The organism is Azospirillum brasilense (assembly GCF_022023855.1).
Taxonomy (GTDB): Bacteria; Pseudomonadota; Alphaproteobacteria; order Azospirillales; family Azospirillaceae; genus Azospirillum; species Azospirillum brasilense_F.
Genome location: NZ_CP059449.1, coordinates 1,884,227 through 1,899,023 on the forward strand (window position 1 = coordinate 1,884,227; position 14,797 = coordinate 1,899,023).

12 protein-coding genes are annotated in these 14,797 nt (G+C 67.4%); 8 read left to right on the forward strand and 4 right to left on the reverse strand.

Annotated features, from left to right (window positions below):
* The first annotated feature begins 368 nt into the window (after nucleotides 1-368).
* On the forward strand, nucleotides 369-3,038 hold the full coding sequence (gene alaS / locus H1Q64_RS08950) for an alanine--tRNA ligase (RefSeq protein WP_237903206.1): 2,670 nt from the start codon (nucleotides 369-371) through the stop codon (nucleotides 3,036-3,038).
* Here the strand turns inward: alaS and H1Q64_RS08955 are convergent.
* Nucleotides 3,035-3,442, reverse strand: a complete 408-nt coding sequence (locus H1Q64_RS08955; RefSeq protein ID WP_237903207.1) for a DUF962 domain-containing protein — start codon at nucleotides 3,440-3,442, stop codon at nucleotides 3,035-3,037. The genes alaS and H1Q64_RS08955 overlap by 4 nt on opposite strands.
* A 116-nt stretch (nucleotides 3,443-3,558) precedes the next feature.
* On the opposite strand from H1Q64_RS08955, the gene H1Q64_RS08960 reads away from it, so the two are divergent.
* Together H1Q64_RS08960 and H1Q64_RS08965 are read left to right on the forward strand one after the other, a co-directional pair.
* The gene (locus tag H1Q64_RS08960) at nucleotides 3,559-4,404 is read left to right on the forward strand and encodes an AAA family ATPase (RefSeq protein ID WP_237903208.1); all 846 of its coding nucleotides are present in this window, start codon (nucleotides 3,559-3,561) and stop codon (nucleotides 4,402-4,404) included.
* Between the two features lie 356 nt (nucleotides 4,405-4,760).
* Nucleotides 4,761-5,738: a pyridoxal-phosphate dependent enzyme gene (locus H1Q64_RS08965; protein ID WP_237903209.1), complete on the forward strand. Its 978-nt coding sequence runs from the start codon at nucleotides 4,761-4,763 to the stop codon at nucleotides 5,736-5,738.
* Between the two features lie 12 nt (nucleotides 5,739-5,750).
* Here H1Q64_RS08965 and ccoG read toward each other — a convergent pair whose 3' ends face one another.
* Entirely contained in the window at nucleotides 5,751-7,217 is a 1,467-nt protein-coding gene (gene ccoG / locus H1Q64_RS08970) for a cytochrome c oxidase accessory protein CcoG (RefSeq protein ID WP_237903210.1), read from the reverse strand.
* Nucleotides 7,218-7,322: 105 nt separating this feature from the next.
* On the reverse strand, nucleotides 7,323-7,874 hold the full coding sequence (locus H1Q64_RS08975; protein ID WP_237903211.1) for an HD domain-containing protein: 552 nt from the start codon (nucleotides 7,872-7,874) through the stop codon (nucleotides 7,323-7,325).
* Between the two features lie 67 nt (nucleotides 7,875-7,941).
* On the opposite strand from H1Q64_RS08975, the gene H1Q64_RS08980 reads away from it, so the two are divergent.
* From H1Q64_RS08980 to H1Q64_RS08995, 4 genes are all read left to right on the forward strand, one after another.
* Entirely contained in the window at nucleotides 7,942-9,135 is a 1,194-nt protein-coding gene (locus tag H1Q64_RS08980) for a vWA domain-containing protein (protein ID WP_237903212.1), read from the forward strand.
* A gap of 482 nt (nucleotides 9,136-9,617) precedes the next feature.
* Nucleotides 9,618-11,309: a methyl-accepting chemotaxis protein gene (locus H1Q64_RS08985; RefSeq protein WP_237903213.1), complete on the forward strand. Its 1,692-nt coding sequence runs from the start codon at nucleotides 9,618-9,620 to the stop codon at nucleotides 11,307-11,309.
* A gap of 133 nt (nucleotides 11,310-11,442) precedes the next feature.
* The gene (locus H1Q64_RS08990; RefSeq protein WP_237903214.1) at nucleotides 11,443-12,147 is read left to right on the forward strand and encodes a hypothetical protein; all 705 of its coding nucleotides are present in this window, start codon (nucleotides 11,443-11,445) and stop codon (nucleotides 12,145-12,147) included.
* Between the two features lie 96 nt (nucleotides 12,148-12,243).
* A complete protein-coding gene (locus tag H1Q64_RS08995) occupies nucleotides 12,244-12,564 on the forward strand; it encodes an antibiotic biosynthesis monooxygenase family protein (RefSeq protein ID WP_014240947.1) in 321 nt (106 codons plus the stop codon).
* 14 nt (nucleotides 12,565-12,578) lie between these two features.
* Here the strand turns inward: H1Q64_RS08995 and H1Q64_RS09000 are convergent, their stop codons facing one another.
* Nucleotides 12,579-13,058 (reverse strand): phosphate-starvation-inducible PsiE family protein, encoded by a 480-nt coding sequence (locus tag H1Q64_RS09000; RefSeq protein ID WP_237903215.1) that lies wholly within the window; start codon nucleotides 13,056-13,058, stop codon nucleotides 12,579-12,581.
* A 250-nt stretch (nucleotides 13,059-13,308) separates the two neighbouring features.
* Here H1Q64_RS09000 and H1Q64_RS09005 point away from each other — a divergent pair, with 250 nt between their 5' ends.
* A complete protein-coding gene (locus H1Q64_RS09005) occupies nucleotides 13,309-14,754 on the forward strand; it encodes an NADP-dependent isocitrate dehydrogenase (RefSeq protein WP_237903216.1) in 1,446 nt (481 codons plus the stop codon).
* The last annotated feature ends 43 nt before the right edge of the window (nucleotides 14,755-14,797 follow it).

Here is a 14,797-nt window from a genome sequence, read left to right on the forward strand (position 1 = left end):
ACGGCTGGAAAGACCTTACATTCAGGCTGGGCGGACGGGTGTTGCCGCACCCGTCCGCCGGCCCGGTCCTAGCGGTTCAGGATCTCAAGCAGCAGCTTGAGCGCCCGCAACAGCAGGATCAGGAGTTCGAGGATCTTTCTCATCCGTCGAGCCTCCTTATTGGCGGACGGGCCGTGGCCGATTCCACCGCCCGTCCGCGCCGACGATCATGCAAATGTGTGGCGCTCCGTCCACGCGGCCTGTCGCCGCGCAGGGGAGTGGCGGGCACTCTGTGGACAGCCACACCAACTCACGTTAAAAGCACGGTTCGGCCGCGACAAGGCCGCGCCGCCGACTGTAGCCGACCGTAGCCGGAGCCTGGACAGCTTATGAAGACCGCCAACGACATCCGCCGCACGTTCCTGGACTTTTTCGCGAAGAACGGCCACCAGATCGTGGAGTCGTCGCCGCTGGTTCCGCGCAACGACCCGACGCTGATGTTCACGAACGCCGGCATGGTGCAGTTCAAGAACGTCTTCACTGGGGCGGAGCAGCGGCCCTATTCGCGCGCCACCACCTCGCAGAAATGCGTGCGCGCGGGCGGCAAGCACAACGACCTGGACAATGTCGGCTACACGGCGCGGCACCACACCTTCTTCGAGATGCTGGGCAACTTCTCGTTCGGCGACTACTTCAAGGACGACGCGATCGCCTTCGCCTGGAACCTCGTGACGAAGGAGTTCGGGCTGCCGGCGGACAAGCTGCTGGTCACCGTCCACAGCTCCGACGAGGACGCGGCGGGCATCTGGCGCAAGGTCGCCGGCCTGTCGGACGACCGCATCATCCGCATCCCGACCGACGACAATTTCTGGCGCATGGGCGACACCGGTCCCTGCGGCCCCTGCTCGGAGATCTTCTTCGACCACGGCCCGCACATCGCCGGCGGTCCTCCGGGCTCGCCCGACCAGGACGGCGACCGCTTCATCGAGATCTGGAACCTCGTGTTCATGCAGTATGAGCAGCGCGGTCCCGACGACCTGATCGCCCTGCCGAAGCCGTCGATTGACACCGGCATGGGGCTGGAGCGTCTGGCCGCCGTGCTCCAGGGCAAGCACGACAACTACGACATCGACCTGATGCGGGCGTTGATCGTGGCCTCCGCCGAGGCGACGAAGACCGCGCCGGACGGCGCGCACGCCGTCTCGCACCGCGTCATCGCCGACCATCTGCGCTCCTGCTGCTTCCTGATCGCCGACGGCGTGCTGCCGTCGAACGAGGGGCGCGGCTATGTGCTGCGCCGCATCATGCGCCGCGCCATGCGCCACGCCCACATGATCGGCGCGCGTGAGCCGCTGATGCACCGTCTCGTCCCGGCGCTGATCCAGCAGATGGGCGACGCCTATCCGGAGCTGAACCGCGCCCGCGCCCTGATCGTCGAGACGCTGAAGCTGGAGGAAACCCGCTTCAAGCAGACGCTGGAGCGCGGCCTGCGCCTGCTGGAGGACGAGGTCGGTCGTCTGGGCGAGGGCCAGCCGCTTCCCGGCGACGTCGCCTTCAAACTGTACGACACCTACGGCTTCCCGCTGGACCTGACCCAGGACGTGCTGCGCACCCAGGGCCGCCCGGTGGACGAGAGCGGCTTCAAGGCCGCCATGGACGAGCAGCGCCGCAAGGCCCGCGAGTCCTGGGCCGGCTCGGGCGAGGCGACGACCGAGAAGCTGTGGTACGAGTTGAAGGACGAACTGGGCGCCACGGAGTTCTTCGGCTACGACACCGAGGTCGCCGAGGGCAAGGTGACCGCCATCGTCAAGGGCGACGCCCGCGTCGAGCAGGCCGCCGTCGGGGACGAGGTGCTGGTTATCGTGAACCAGACGCCCTTCTACGGTGAATCGGGCGGTCAGGTCGGCGATGCCGGCGTGATCTTCTCCGCCGAGGGCACCGAGGTCGCCGTCTCCGACACCCAGAAGAAGCTGGGCGCCGTCTGGGCCCATGTCGGTACGGTCACCAAGGGCACGCTGAAGGTCGGCGACGTGGTGGAACTGCGCGTCGACACGGAACGCCGCTCGGCCATCCGCGCCAACCACTCGGCCACCCACCTGCTGCATGAGGCGCTGCGCCGCCGCCTGGGCGAGCATGTCACCCAGAAGGGCTCGCTGGTCGCCCAGGAGCGCCTGCGCTTCGACATCAGCCAGCCGACCGGCCTGACCCCGGCGGACATCGCCGCGGTCGAGGATGAGGTGAACCGCCGCATCCTCGGCAACAGCGAGGTCGTCACCCGGCTGATGTCCCCGGACGAGGCCCGCGCTTCCGGCGCAATGGCCCTGTTCGGCGAAAAGTACGGCGACGAGGTGCGCGTCGTCTCCATGGGCGGCCCGCACGGCGAGCTGGACCGCGACTACTCGATCGAGCTGTGCGGCGGCACGCACGTCCGCCGCACCGGCGACATCGGCCTGTTCACGATCGTCGCCGAGGGCGCCGTCGCCGCGGGTGTGCGCCGCATCGAGGCGCTGACCGGCACCGGCGCCAAGGCATGGCTGTCGGAACGCGACCATCTGCTGACCGAGGCGGCGTCCGTCCTGAAGGTCCGTCCGGAGGATGTCCCGACGCGCCTCGCCGCGCTGGTCGACGAGCGCAAGAAGATGGAGCGCGAGCTGGCCGAACTCCGCCGTCAGGTCGCTATGGGCGGTGGCGCCAAGGCCGAGGGTGGCAACGAGGCCAAGGACATCGCGGGCGTCAAGTTCGCCGCCCGCGTGGTCGAGGGCCTGCCGGCCAAGGACCTGAAGCCGATGGCCGACGAGCTGAAGAAGCAGGTCGGTTCCGGCGTCGTCGTTCTGATCGCCTCGAACGAGGGCAAGGCGTCCATCGTCGTCGGCGTCACCGACGACCTGACGGCCAAGATCAGCGCCGTCGATCTGGTGCGCGTCGGGGCGGAGGCTTTGGGCGGGAAGGGCGGCGGCGGCCGTCCGGACATGGCCCAGGCCGGCGGCCCGGACGCCGCGCTGGCGCCCGCCGCCGTCGAGGCCATCGAGAAGGCGGTGGCGGCGAAGGCCGCCTCCTAACTACCGCGCGTCCCGTCCGGCGCTACCCTCTCCAAAGCCGGAGCGGGTGCGCTCGGCGGGTGCTGGCGGATCACGAGGCCAGGGCGGTCGGGAATGCCGTAGCGCCGGTATTCCCGCGCCAACTGGCCGGTGAGGGCGAGCCCGGCCATGCGGACGTCCGCGGCCAGCGAGGCCAGCGGCGCGTCCAGCGTCCTGGGCCGGTTGCGCTCCACCAGGAAATGGCCCAGCCACGCCGCGCCGTAGCCGACCAGCGGTGCCGCCACGAGCGCCCGCCAGTCGCGGCGGGCCAGTCCCACCGTCAGCAAGGCCGCCGCCGACAGTGTGCCGGCGACATGCAACGCCCGGTTCGTCGGGTCGCGGTGCTGTTCCAGATAATCGGGCCAGAAATTGGGATCGGTCGCCATGACGGACTCCTTCCGCGGGGGAACGCCGGGCGGCCCGTGGCGGTTCCGTCTTGCATGACGCCCGCCGTGCTGGAAGGATGCGCGGGTCAACGAACAATACCGCGGAACCGACTGGCATGCGCTTTACCGGCACCGACTCCTACGTCGCCACCGACGACCTGATGGTGGCCGTCAACGCGGCCATCACGCTTGAGCGCCCGCTGCTGGTGAAGGGGGAGCCCGGCACCGGCAAGACCGTGCTGGCCCAGGAGGTCGCCCGCGCCCTGAACAAGCCGCTGCTCGCCTGGCACATCAAGTCCACCACCAAGGCGCAGCAGGGCCTTTACGAGTACGACGCGGTCAGCCGCCTGCGCGACAGCCAGCTCGGCGAGGAGCGGGTGCACGACATCGGCAATTACATCGTGCGCGGCAAGTTGTGGGAGGCGTTCGAGGCGCCGGAACCCCCTGTGCTGCTGATCGACGAGATCGACAAGGCTGACATCGAGTTTCCCAACGACCTGCTGCTCGAACTCGACCGCATGGAGTTCCACGTCTACGAGACGCGGCAGACCGTCAAGGCGGCCCGGCGCCCCCTGGTCATCATCACCTCCAACAACGAGAAGGAACTGCCGGACGCCTTCCTGCGCCGCTGCTTCTTCCACTACATCCGCTTCCCCGACCGCGACACCATGGAGCGGATCGTGGACGTCCATTATCCCGGTCTGAAGCAGGACCTGCTGCGCGAGGCGATGTCGCTGTTCTACAGCCTGCGCGAGGTGCCGGGCCTGAAGAAGAAGCCCTCCACCTCGGAGCTTCTCGACTGGATCAAGCTGCTGATGGTCGAGGACGTGGACCCTGAGACCCTGCGCGCCAAGGATGCCCGCAGCCTGATCCCACCGCTGTGCGGCGCGCTTTTGAAGAACGAGCAGGACGTGCATCTGCTGGAACGGCTGGCTTTTCTCGCCAAGCGGGAGGCGCGCTAGGAAGCGCTTGACCGCGGCCGTCCTTCTGGGGCAGCCTGGACCCATGCAATCGACCCCGCACCTGAACCGAATGCGAATTACCGCCCCGGCGCTCTGACAGAGGGCGCCGGACCGCGAGCGTTCGTTTTCGCAATCTGGTGTGGAGTGAGGCGTGTCCGTGCGCCCTGGGTCTTCCGGAACCCGCAATCCGGTTCATCACGATCCCCTGACCCGTTGCTTCACGCGTGCGTTGCGCCCTCTGGCGGAGCGAATGCGGGGCTCTGCGCGAATTATCGTCCCGGTCCGCTGACGCGGGCCGGGTTTCGCGCCTTCCTTTTCCGCCCCCCGTTCGTTCCCTCCGCCCGAGGACTTCCGCGATGCCGTCCGCGCACGCCACCCGTCTGCCTTCCGTTTCCTTTCGCCGCGACACCGAAGACCGTCTGCCGTCCTGGCTCCCCCTCTCCGCCATCGAGGACGCCGCCGAGCGTTTGAGCGGGCGGATCGTCCGCACGCCGCTGCTGCACGCTCCGACGCTGGGGCGTGACGTCTGGCTGAAGGCGGAGACCTTCCAGGCGACCGGCGCCTTCAAGGAGCGCGGCGCTCTGAACCGCCTGCTGCGCCTGACGGCGCTGGAGCGCGCGGCGGGTGTCGTCGCCATGTCGGCGGGCAACCACGCCGCCGGTCTGGCGCTGCACGCCCAGCGGCTCGGGGTGGCGGCGACCATCGTCATGCCGGTCACCGCGCCGCGCTGCAAGGTCGAACGGACGGAGGCGCTGGGCGCCGAGGTCGTGCTGTCCGGGTCCACCGTGGGGGAGGCGAAGTCCCGCGCGCTGCAACTGGCGGCGGAGCGGCGGCTGACCTTCGTGCATCCCTACGACGACCCGGACGTGATCGCCGGGCAGGGCACGGTGGGGCTGGAGGTGCTGGCTGACCGCCCGGACCTTGACAGGCTGGTGGTGCCGGTGGGCGGCGGCGGTTTGCTGGCCGGAATGGCGGCGGGGGTGAAGGCGCGCAAGCCGTCGGTCACCGTGGTCGGGGTGCGGCTGGCGCGGCGGCGGGGGCCGACCTTGGCCGATGGGATCGCGGTGGACGCGCTGGGCAAGCTGCCGCAGGCGCTGCTGGCCGGCTTCGTGGACGCCCTGGTCGAGGTGGAGGAGGTGGAGGTCGCGGCGGCGATGCGAACCCTGCATGGCTCCTTCGGCATGGTGGCGGAAGGCGCCGGTGCCGCCGCGGTGGCGGCCCTGCTGGCCGGGAAGGTGCCGGCGGAGGGGCGGACCGTCGCCGTGCTGTCCGGTCGCAACGTGGACCCCGGCACGCTGATGCGAACGCTCGGGGTCCAGACGCTGGCTGCCTGAAGGCTCGGCGGTCTACGGGGCCATGAACACGCTGCGGTGTCGGCCGAACTCGCCGCTCGTCAGGTCGCGGGCCACCACCGTCACGTCGGTGGACCCCGGCGTTGCGGCGCCCCGTGGCACGCGGACAAAGATGCGGTAGGTCGCCACCGAATCCGCCTCCGCGGTCAGGGTCAGAGAACTTCCCGACTGGGCGTCCACGCTGGCGACCGACAGGTCGGCGTTCGCCAAACCCTCCACCGACAGGCGGTAGGTCCGCGCCTCGTGGGTCTTGTTCAGGATCTTGATGGTGTAGGCGTTCTGCACGTCGCCGTTTGACTGCTGCACGTAGAGCGGAGCGCGGTCGCGCAGCACGCTGACGTCCAGCGTCGGGCGCATTGCCAGGGAGAGCGCCATGGCGCCGGCCACCACCAGGATGATGAGGGCGTAGATCACCGTGCGCGGGCGCAGCAGCCGCACCGGGGCGGCCTGACCGTCGGCCTTGGCGACCTGGTTTGAGCGGGTGTCGAACAGGATCAGGTCGCGGGGGCGCCCGACCTGGGCCATCACGTCGTTGCAGGCGTCCACGCACAGGCCGCAGCCGATGCAGGAGATCTGCTGGCCCTTGCGGATGTCGGTGCCGGTCGGGCAGACATGGACGCACAGCTTGCAATCGATGCAGTCGCCCAGCCCCTCCGCCGTCCGCTCCTCCCAGCTCTGCGACTTGCGCAGCGGCGCGCGCCCTTCGCCGCGCCAGTCCTGGTAAGTGACGACGTAAGTGTCCTCGTCCACCATCGCCGCCTGGAAGCTGCGCCACGGGCAGACGTAGATGCAGATCTGCTCGCGCGCCCAGCCGGCAAAGAAATAGGTGGTGCCGGCGAACAGCCCGGCGAAGGCCAGGACCTTCCACGACACCTCGCCGGTCACGATCTCGCGCAGCAGGGTCGGGGCGTCGTTGAAGTAGAAGATCCAGGCGCCGCCGGTGACCAGGGAGATCGCCAGCCAGATGGCGTGCTTCGACGCCTTCAGCCCCAGCTTGCGCGCCGACAGCGGCGCCTTGTCCAGCCGGATGCGCTCGGTGCGCGGCCCTTCCATCTTGCGCTCCACCCACATGAACAGGTCGGTCCAGACCGTCTGCGGACAGGCGTAGCCGCACCAGATGCGGCCGAGCAGGGTGGTGGCGAAGAAGATGCCGAAGGCGCCGATGATGAGAAGGCCGGTCAGGTAATAGACCTCCTGCGGCCAGATCTCGATCCAGAAGAAGTAGGCGCGCCGGCCCACCATGTCGACCAGCACCGCCTGATCGGGAATGCCCGGCCCGCGCTCCCAGCGCAGCCAGGGCGTGACGTAATAGACGCCGAGCAGCATCGCCAGCGCCAGCCATTTCAGGCGGCGGAAGCGGCCATGGACATCGGCGGCGTAGACCTTGGGGCGATGCACGAACCAGCGCTCGCGCGGCTGGTCGGCGTCGTGGGCGGTGGGAGCATGAGAGTGGAGGGACATGGTGTGCGACCTTGCTTTGACGCGGCGGTCAACCTAGTCCCTCTTTTATAAGGCTTCCGTGATGTAGTCACACTGCGGCAGATCAACCAACCGGGCGGATAAGGCTCAGACGGTGTCGCCGCGCAGTTCGGCAAGCCCGTCCTCATAGGCGCGGTCGAACAGGGATTCCAGCCGGGCGTCGGTGCCGCGCAGGCCGGCGACGACCGCGTGCGCCCATTCGAAATACTCGATCTTCCGTTCCAGCGGCCAGTCGGCGGGCGGGCTGTGCGCCATCGAGCGCAGGTTGGACACCTTGTCGGCCAGCTTCACCAGCTTGGCGCGGGAGGAGGCGGTGGGGGCGGCGTCGATCTGCCGCTGCTTGCGCTCCGCCTTGCGCAGCCGCTTGTCGTCGGTGGTCTCGGCGACGACCCCGGCGACCTCCGCCCCGAAATGCTGCTCGATTTCCTCATAGGAGGCGTCGGTGTCCTCCAGCGTGTCGTGGAGCAGCGCGGCGATGATCACCACCGGGTCGTTGCCCGCCGTCGCCTCGGCGCAGAGGAACGCCACCTCCGACAGGTGGTTGAGGTAGGGCTCGGCGCGCACGCCCTTGCGGCGCTGGTCGATGTGCTTGTGCGCGGCGAACTCCAGCGCGCGGGCGAAGTCGAGAAGGGCTGTCATGGCGTTCCTGGCGGGTCGGCGCTACGATGAGGGCGGATGGGGACGAAACCCCACGGGGGGAGGCGGCATGTTCACGGGTTTCTTCTTCGAACTGCGCAAGGCGGGCGTGCCGGTCTCGCTGAACGAGTACCTGACGCTCATGGAGGCCATGAAGCGCGGCGTCGCCGACTTCCGCGTCGAAGACTTCTATTACCTCAGCCGGGCCTGTCTGGTGAAGGACGAGCGCAATCTCGACCGCTTCGACCGCGTGTTCGGACAGGTCTTCAAGGGGCTGGAGGGGAGGGAGGGCGTCGAGGGCGACGAGATCCCCGTGGTCGACCTGCCGGAGGAATGGCTGCGCAAGCTGGCCGAACGCTTCCTGACCGAGGAGGAGAAGGCGCAGATCCAGGCGCTGGGCGGCTGGCAGAAACTCATGGAGACGCTGGCGGAGCGGCTGGCCGAACAGAAGGGGCGGCACCAGGGTGGCTCCAAATGGATCGGAACCGCCGGAACCTCGCCCTTCGGCGCCTACGGCTACAACCCGGAGGGCGTGCGCATCGGCCAGCACGAATCCCGCCACCGCCGCGCCGTGAAGGTGTGGGACAAGCGGGAGTTCCGGAATCTGGACGATCAGGTCGAGATCGGCACCCGCAACATCAAGGTGGCGTTGCGCCGCCTGCGCAAGTTCGCCCGCACCGGGGCGGCCAGCGAACTCGACCTGCCCGGCACCATCCGCGCCACCGCCAGCAACGCCGGCTGGCTGGACCTGAAGATGGTGCCGGAGCGCCACAACACGGTGAAGGTGCTGCTGTTCCTCGACATCGGCGGCTCGATGGACGACCACATCCGGCTGGTCGAGGAGCTGTTCTCCGCTGCGCGGGGCGAGTTCAAGCATCTGGAGCACTTCTACTTCCACAACTGCGTCTATGAGAGCGTGTGGCGCGACAACAAGCGCCGCCACGACGAGCGCACCCCGACCTGGGACGTGCTGCACACCTATCCCGCCGACTACAAGCTGGTCTTCGTCGGCGACGCGGCGATGAGCCCCTATGAGATCGCCTATGCCGGCGGCAGCGTCGAGCATTGGAACGAGGAGCCGGGGCAGGTCTGGCTGCAACGGATGCTGTCGGTCTACAGCCGCGCCGTCTGGCTCAACCCCACGCCGGAATCGCGCTGGGGCTACACGGAAAGCACCCGCATGCTGCAGCGGCTGCTGAACGGGCGCATGTACCCGCTGACCTTGCAGGGACTGGACGCCGCGATGCGGGAACTGGTGCGGTAACGACGCTGTCCGGCTGCCGCCTTCGACGGTCGATTGGTTCGTACGGAAACGGATGGCGCGGTGTGGCGTCAGTTGGCGCGATGGGGCACGCCTATGATGGCCGCGTCGAGTAGAACGCCGAAAGGCGTGGCAGCGGACCGTCCGTGGCTGAATCTCAATCTGTGGCTGAGAAAATACTCCGCAATGCGCGTATTCATGTCGCGATGTCTCAGTAATTGATCGAATTTCTGAGCATTCTCAAAGGGAAAATGCGCGAGTCGCAAAGTTAAGCATCTGAACAATCCTCGCCTCTGTATCTCTATACGATGAAACTCTGGCCAGGTTTTCGTTTGTTTTAAACATTGATCGTCATTTTTGCGGCTTCTCTGCAACATTGATCGTCAAACATTTATTGAGAATCGTTCTTCCTTGAACGCATACGAGTGCATTACGGAGCATGCGGGCTCTTGTTCACAGCATGCAGTCGATGAGGGTGAGGGGAAATGGAGGGGGTTCTTGCGCGCATCAGCATCAGCGGCAAAATCTACAGTGTTGTCGCGACTCTGGGAGTTGTTGCCGCAATCATCGGTGGCGTTGGCTCCATTGGAATGCAGACCTACGACGACAAGTTCGACCAGATTCAGAACTGGTCCCGGCGGGCGCTGATCAACGAGCAGATCAACAGCCTGATTTACAAGGTCGTCATGGACAGCCGCGGCATCTACGCCGCGGATGGAACGGCCGACGCCACGCCCTACGCCAAGAACATCATCGGCGCCACCGGCGAGCTGGAAAAGCTCATGGGAAAGCTGGAGGCTCTGCTGCCGCAGCAAAGCAAGGCTGCGTTCGGTGAGGCCCAGCAGATGGCGCGTGCGTTCGTCCTGCACCGCAACGAGGTTGCCCGCCTTGGGATGGAGGCCAGTCCGGATAAGGCGCGCGAACACGGCGATACCACCGAGGGTCGCGCGATCCGCAGCAAGCTGGGCCAGTTCATGGAGAAGGCCTCCGAACGCAACATGCAGGGCATTGACAAAGCCAATGAAGAGTTGAGCGCTCTGAACAGCCTGATGACGACGCTGATGCTGGTCGTCGGCATCGGCGGCGGCGTCGGCGCGCTGGCGTTGAGCGTCCTGGTCGCGCGCGTCGGCATCTCCCGCCCGATCGCCGGGATCACCGACGTGATGGCCCGTCTGGCGACCGGCGACACGTCGGTGACGGTGCCGGGCCTCGGCCGTGGCGACGAGATCGGCGGCATGGCCAAGGCCGTGGCGGTCTTCAAGGACAACGCCGTGGACCGCGAGCGCATGCGGGTCGCCGAGGAGGCGGAGCGTCGGGCCAAGGAGCGGCGCACCCAGGCCGTCGAGGAGCTGGTCCAGTCCTTCGACCGGAACGTCTCCGGCATCCTGCGCACCGTCGCCTCCGCCGCCACCGAACTGGAGGCCACGGCGCAGAGCATGCTGACGACCGCTGACCAGACCAAGAGGCAGGCGGCCAGCACGGCGGCGGCGGCCGAACAGGCGTCGGTCAATGTGCAGACCGTCGCCGCGGCGACCAACGAACTGAGCGCGTCGATCAACGAGATCAGCGGTCAGGTGACGCGCTCCACCAGCATCGCCGGCCACGCGGTGGGCGAGGCGCAGCAGACCAACGAGCGCGTCCAAGGCCTCGTCGCGCAGGCGCAGCGGATCGGCGACGTGGTGAAGCTGATCACCGACATCGCCAGCCAGACCAACTTGCTGGCCCTCAACGCGACGATCGAGGCGGCGCGGGCCGGCGAGGCCGGCAAGGGCTTCGCCGTCGTGGCGTCGGAGGTGAAGAACCTCGCCAACCAGACCGCCAAGGCGACCGACGAGATCGCCTCCCAGATCGCCTCCATGCAGGAGGCCACCGGCGGGGCGGCGGCGGCCATCAACGGGATCGGCGACACCATCGGCACCATCAGCGAGATCGCCACGATCATCGCCTCGGCGGTCGAGGAGCAGGGGTCGGCGACCGGCGAGATCGCCCGCAACGTGCAGCAGGCCGCGCAAGGCACCCATCTGGTGACGACCAACATCACCGAGGTCAGCGACGGCGCCACCCAGACCGGCTCCGCCGCCACCCAGGTTCTGGGCGCCGCCGGGGAGCTGTCCCGCCAGTCGGAGAGCCTACGCACGGAGGTGGAGCGCTTCCTGGCCGGCATCCGCGCCGCGTAAGGGGGCGGGGCAGGGGCGTGCGATGGCGCACGCCCCCAATCCATTACCTCCTGAACGGACCGAACGGCGTTTGCCGGACCGAAATCCCGTTTTTATCGTCACAGTCAATTCGTGTTCGAATGGAGGGTTGACCGTGGCGAAATCCTATCTGGCGTCCTGGAAGAAGGCGAAGGACCGCTTCGAGAAGACGACGGGCAAGAAGAAGCCCGATCCCAAGAGCCGTTTCGGCAAGCTGTTCAGCAAGATCAGCTCGACCGGCCTGGAAGGTGCGCTGAAGAGCTACGATGCCGCCACGACCGTGCAGGATGCGCAAAAGCACGCCCGTGCCTTCCAATCCGCGGCAAGCAGCTACATCCCCACGCTCGACGCGGCGGGCAAGGCGGCCAAGCAGGACGGCGACGCGGTTTACGCCGAGGCCTGCGCCGACATGGTGGCGTCGTTGAATAAGATCGCCGGCAGCGTCGTGACGGATCTGGAGCGGTTCGACGGCCTGCCGAAGACCATCGACGGCTACTTCAAGTCACCATACTGGTTCAAGCTTCTGAACAAGATCGCCAAGCAGGAAATGTCGCTCGAAAATGTCGAGCTGTACGACAAGATCCTGAAAGGCAAGCTGTCGAAGGCGGAGCCTGCGGAAGAGGCATACAAGGAATACGTGGCCGTCCGCTCACCCAAGGAAGTGAACATCGGGTCGGGAACCCGGAGCGCCTGCAAGAAGTGCGCGGATCAGGGCGCTTGGACTGCCATGCCTTGGGACAAGGTGGCAAAGGATCTGGGCGCCAACCTGGCCGACACCATCGGACGCCTGCACAGCGCGCTGGCCAAGGGCGAGATCTGACGGCCGGGAGCGGTTGACGGGGCGGGCCTCCGCCGTCACTTTGAAGGTCCAGCGTGAAGACTCGGCTTTCTAGGGACGGCATCGGGAGGCTCCGCCATGTACATCGCCATGAACCGTTTCCGCGTGCGCCCGGACTCGGAGCAGGACTTCGAGGAGGTCTGGCTGAACCGCGAGGTCCATCTGAACACGGTCCCGGGCTTCGTGGAGTTCCACATGCTGCGCGGCCCGCGCTACGAGGACCACCGCCTCTACTCCTCCCACACCGTCTGGGAGTCGGAGGCGCATTTCCAGGCCTGGACCCGCTCGGAGGAGTTCCGCGCCGCCCATCGCGGGGCGGGCGACCGCAAGCCGCTGTATCTCGGCCCGCCGCAGTTCGAGGGCTTCGAGGTTATCCAGACCGTGGGGCGCGAGGGCTGAGCCGCCGGATGCGCTCAGCCTTTCAAAGCGTCCTCGTCGCCGATCAGGCGGTGGGCGATGGCGACTGTAATGAGGCCGGCGAGCAGAAGGCCGTACTGCCACAGGCTGGACCAGTCGCCGGTCTGCACGTCGCCCGCCACCGCCTGAACCGGGCGCACGATCAGTTGACGCAGCAGCGTGATCATCGCGACCTCCAGGAAGACCCGCAGGTGGAAGCGGTTGGTACGCACATAGTCAACCTCCGCGGAGATCAGCGCGGACAGCGTCCAGACGATGAACAGCACGCCGAGCGCGTGCAGGAAGCCGAGCGCCAGCTGGTCCTTCTGAAAGGCCGCCCAGGCCTCCACGAAGAATTCCCAGACCACCATGGCGCTCGCCGCGACCAGGGCGATCGCCAGGACGACGTGCAGCAGCCCGTTGAAGGACTTCAGGGCGCGGATCAGGCCCTGTTCGAGAAGCGAGTTGGGGGAGGTGCGGGGGAGCGATTGCAGCATCGTGGCTTGTCGCAAGGTCGAAGGGTGCGGGAAGATAGAAGCCCAACCCGGCGGATGCCCCCACCGTTTTGCCATTGCCGCCATGGGGAAAACGCAAGCATTGCAGATCAGCGTCAAGTCGCCGCATCAATGGTCCCGGCTTTGCAGGTGGAAAAAAGCACCGGCCATTGAACTCCGGGCCTGATTTCGTCTAGGGTCGCCGCGGTCCCTCCGGCTTCGTTCCTTCGAGGGTTCCCCCAGGAGTGAATGGATGCGCGAAACCACCCCCATCACGGTCGCCCGCGGCGACGGCATCGGTCCGGAGATCACCGACGCGGTGCTTCACGTGATGGAGGCTGCCGGCGCCCGCCTGAAGGTGGAGGAGGTGCCGGCGGGCGAGCAGGTCTACCGCCGCGGCCATCTGGGTGGGCTGGACGCCGCCGGCTGGGGGTCGATCCGCCGCACCCGCGTCTTCCTGAAGGGGCCGATCACCACGCCCCAGGGCTATGGCAACAAGTCGCTGAACGTCACCGCGCGCACCACGCTGGGGCTGTTCGCCAACGTGCGGCCCTGCGTGTCGCACCATCCCTATGTCCGCACGCGGCACCCGCGCATGGACGTGGTCATCATCCGCGAGAACGAGGAGGACCTCTACGCCGGGATCGAGCATCGCCAGACCGACGAGGTGATCCAATCGGTCAAGCTGATCTCCCGGCCGGGGTCGGAGCGCATCGTGCGCTACGCCTTCGACTACGCCCGCGCCAACCAACGGCGCAAGGTGACGGCCTTCGTCAAGGACAACGTCATGAAAATGACGGATGGCCTGTTCCTGAAGATATTCAACGAGATCGCCGCCGAATTTCCGGAGATCAAGGCCGACCACCTGATCGTCGACATCGGCGCTGCCCGTCTGGCCGACCAGCCGGAGCGCTTCGACGTAATCGTGACGCTGAACCTGTACGGCGACATCGTGTCCGACATCGCCGCCCAGATCACCGGCTCGGTTGGGCTGGCCGGCTCCGCCAACATCGGCGACGCCTGCGCCATGTTCGAGGCGATCCACGGCTCGGCTCCGATGATCGCGGGTCAGGGGATCGCCAACCCGTCGGGGCTGCTGATGGCCGCGGTGATGATGCTGGTCCACATCGGGCAGGGCGACGTGGCGGCGCGGATCCACAACGCCTGGCTCAAGACCATCGAGGACGGCGTCCACACCGTGGACATCTTCAACCGCGGGGTCAGCCGCCAGCGCGTCGGCACCCACGCCTTCGCCGACGCGGTGGTGGAGCGGCTGGGCCAGATGCCGGTGACTCTGCCCACCGTCGGCTACGCCGTCACCGCGCGGCCCGCCTATGAGTCCGGGGTGCGCCTGTCTCCCCGCCGCAAGGCGGTGAAGGAGCTGGTGGGGGTGGACGTGTTCCTGCACTGGCCGGGTGGCAACCCGGACGAGCTGGCCGGGCTGGTGCTGCCGGTGGGCACACCGGCGCTGCGGCTGTCCAGCATCTCCAACCGCTCGCAGAAGGTCTGGCCGGAGAGCAACATCGGCGTCTTCTGCACCGACCACTGGCGCTGCCGCTTCCTGGCGCCGGAGGGCGTGGCGGTCGGCCACCCCGACATCGTCGAGCTTCTGTCGGGTCTTGCCCGCGCCGGTCTGGATTTCACCCAGACCGAGAACCTGTGCAACTTCGACGGCAAGTCCGGCTTCTCGGCAACGTAAGCCGCGAAGCGGGGGAATAATCGTCCCCGGCCGGGCGTCCAGA

What these genes read in the sequence shown, in the direction of transcription:
- H1Q64_RS08960 (WP_237903208.1), top strand. Translation starts at nt 3,559, where the DNA reads ATGCGCTTTACCGGCACCGACTCCTACGTCGCCACCGACGACCTGATG.
- ccoG (WP_237903210.1), bottom strand. Translation starts at nt 7,217, where the DNA reads ATGTCCCTCCACTCTCATGCTCCCACCGCCCACGACGCCGACCAGCCG.
- H1Q64_RS08955 (WP_237903207.1), bottom strand. Translation starts at nt 3,442, where the DNA reads ATGGCGACCGATCCCAATTTCTGGCCCGATTATCTGGAACAGCACCGC.
- H1Q64_RS09005 (WP_237903216.1), top strand. Translation starts at nt 13,309, where the DNA reads ATGCGCGAAACCACCCCCATCACGGTCGCCCGCGGCGACGGCATCGGT.
- H1Q64_RS08985 (WP_237903213.1), top strand. Translation starts at nt 9,618, where the DNA reads ATGGAGGGGGTTCTTGCGCGCATCAGCATCAGCGGCAAAATCTACAGT.
- H1Q64_RS09000 (WP_237903215.1), bottom strand. Translation starts at nt 13,058, where the DNA reads ATGCTGCAATCGCTCCCCCGCACCTCCCCCAACTCGCTTCTCGAACAG.
- alaS (WP_237903206.1), top strand. Translation starts at nt 369, where the DNA reads ATGAAGACCGCCAACGACATCCGCCGCACGTTCCTGGACTTTTTCGCG.
- H1Q64_RS08995 (WP_014240947.1), top strand. Translation starts at nt 12,244, where the DNA reads ATGTACATCGCCATGAACCGTTTCCGCGTGCGCCCGGACTCGGAGCAG.
- H1Q64_RS08975 (WP_237903211.1), bottom strand. Translation starts at nt 7,874, where the DNA reads ATGACAGCCCTTCTCGACTTCGCCCGCGCGCTGGAGTTCGCCGCGCAC.
- H1Q64_RS08965 (WP_237903209.1), top strand. Translation starts at nt 4,761, where the DNA reads ATGCCGTCCGCGCACGCCACCCGTCTGCCTTCCGTTTCCTTTCGCCGC.
- H1Q64_RS08980 (WP_237903212.1), top strand. Translation starts at nt 7,942, where the DNA reads ATGTTCACGGGTTTCTTCTTCGAACTGCGCAAGGCGGGCGTGCCGGTC.